The organism is Tepidibacillus decaturensis (assembly GCF_001561915.1).
GTDB classification, from domain to species: domain Bacteria; phylum Bacillota; class Bacilli; order Tepidibacillales; family Tepidibacillaceae; genus Tepidibacillus_B; species Tepidibacillus_B infernus.
Window position 1 is genome coordinate 1 of the sequence record NZ_LSKU01000003.1, and the last position, 2,017, is coordinate 2,017.

Sequence of the window (2,017 nt, forward strand, 5' to 3'; positions counted from 1 at the left end):
GCCCAGCGGTAATATGTCAAGCACAAAAAAATAAAGAATTGGAAATTATTTTGGGATAGAAGTAAAAATCCCTTAAAAAAGGGTATACCAAATAGCCCTCACCTAATTACCAATTTTTGTTATTGAAATTTTGCTTGTGAGGCTCTGCTCGAAGGATGTGAAATAATCGAAAGTTGATTAATTTCTCCTTTCTGGTGGTGTGTACAATTGATTGGTGCTTAGTAGCGAATACACCAATCGTACCAATTTTCTAGCAGTAAGGACGAGTGCTCTTTTGTGTTGATGTTTAGGGACTTCGTTATATTTCTTTTGGTAAAACGCTCTGTATTCGGAATCATGTTGACGAACTTTATCAGCTGCCTGTATCAAATAGTATCGTAGATACTTGTTTCCAGAATTTAATCGATTCGTATCATCCGATTCGAATTCACCAGATTGATACTGACTCCATCTAAGGCCAGCGTAACTAGCTAAAGCATGATGATTTTTAAATCGTTTGATGTCGCCAATCTCAGCAATAAGACCAGCTGCATAAACATCCCCAACCCCTTTTATTGAGGTTAACGTCTGTGGGATGCCTTTCATGAGTTTGGCAATTTCACGATCAAGCCGTTTCACTTCGGATTCCATATGTCTAATTACACTTAAAGAAACGGAAAGTGAAATGTTGACTGGATCGGCCATTGCTTTATTTAGACGATATGATGAACGAGCAAGTTTTTGAAGATACTTTGCAATTTCTTCCGGATTTTCGAAGCGATTTTTTCCCTTCTCTTGAAGAAATTGAATGAGTTCTTCCATGGACATTTGGGTAATTTGTTCAGGCTCTAGTTCTTCAATAACCGCTAAACTTGTGGATCCAAACATATTAGAAAAGGGATTATCCTGACGAAGTCCACTAAATTTTAAGAAGACTTGGTTAAGGAAGTAAATTTTATCCCTTGTAATATTTTGCATCAAATGAAATCGGGTTCTTGTCAAACGCTGCAAGGCTTCATACTGAATCGTATCTTTCATTTCCATAGGCAGTCGTCCGAAACGCAGGTGGTCTGCGATAACCCAGGCATCAATGCGGTCGTTCTTAACTAGAGTGTCATACCCTTTTTTAAAACGAGCCACTTTACGCGCATTTAAGACGTATACATGTGATTGAAAGGAAGGTTCGTATCCCTTTAGTTGTTCTCGTAGATAGTGAGCAAGATGCCAACCAAGGTTTGAGGTGGCCTCCATTCCAATCTGGAACAAGTTTAGCTTCTTTTTTTTCGCTGTTTCTAATATTCTTTGGATCAGGGTGTCTGCCCCATTTTGATCATTAGGAACAGAAAAAGAAGCTAATGAATCTCCGTCTCCGTCCATGAATTGAACATGGTGAGATTTTAAGCTTACGTCTATACCAACTAGCATTTTCGACATAGAATCACCTCCTGATAGTAGTTAATCAAGCAAATCTTAGACCTGGGTGCCCATGGGAATCATCTAGAACAACCTCGTCATCAGCACTCATTTCCATATAGAAGTCAATCAGGGTGCTACTCCCCCTTCTAAGTGGAAGGCGCAACCAGCGGTTAGAAAATTCAATGATGAGTCATGGGTAGCAGGCTTAAAAAGCAGTACACAAAAGTTGCCCGCAAGGAGTGAAAGAAACTTCCTAAGAAAAGCTTGTCGACACCATTGTCCCATGAGCAGGCCAAAGATTCTATAAAAAATGACGGAGTAAAGTGCTGGAGCCTCCTCCATTCTTCGTCATTCTCGATATTCAGTTTTAAAGGTACAACAAATAAACGTAAGAGGGCTGTCCCCCTACAGATTAGAACAACATATTATTCAATTTACTTAATTTAATTACTCGCCTCTGGCTTCCCCACCAGTTGGGGTAAGACAAGGGGGTAAAACAATTTTATTTTTGATGAGGAAGCCGAAAGGCTTATCATAAACCCTATAGGAATCTAGAGTGATTTCAGAGGATCCGGATCGACTGGAAATTCTTCTAGAAGGAGCTCTTACTACTAATATACGA

1 protein-coding gene is annotated in these 2,017 nt (G+C 39.5%); it reads right to left on the reverse strand.

Annotated elements, in window-relative coordinates; genetic code table 11:
* Nucleotides 1–177: 177 nt before the first annotated feature.
* Complete coding sequence (locus U473_RS14000; RefSeq protein ID WP_068727898.1) at nucleotides 178–1,413, reverse strand: IS110 family RNA-guided transposase; 1,236 nt, start codon at nucleotides 1,411–1,413, stop codon at nucleotides 178–180.
* Nucleotides 1,414–2,017: the final 604 nt, after the last annotated feature.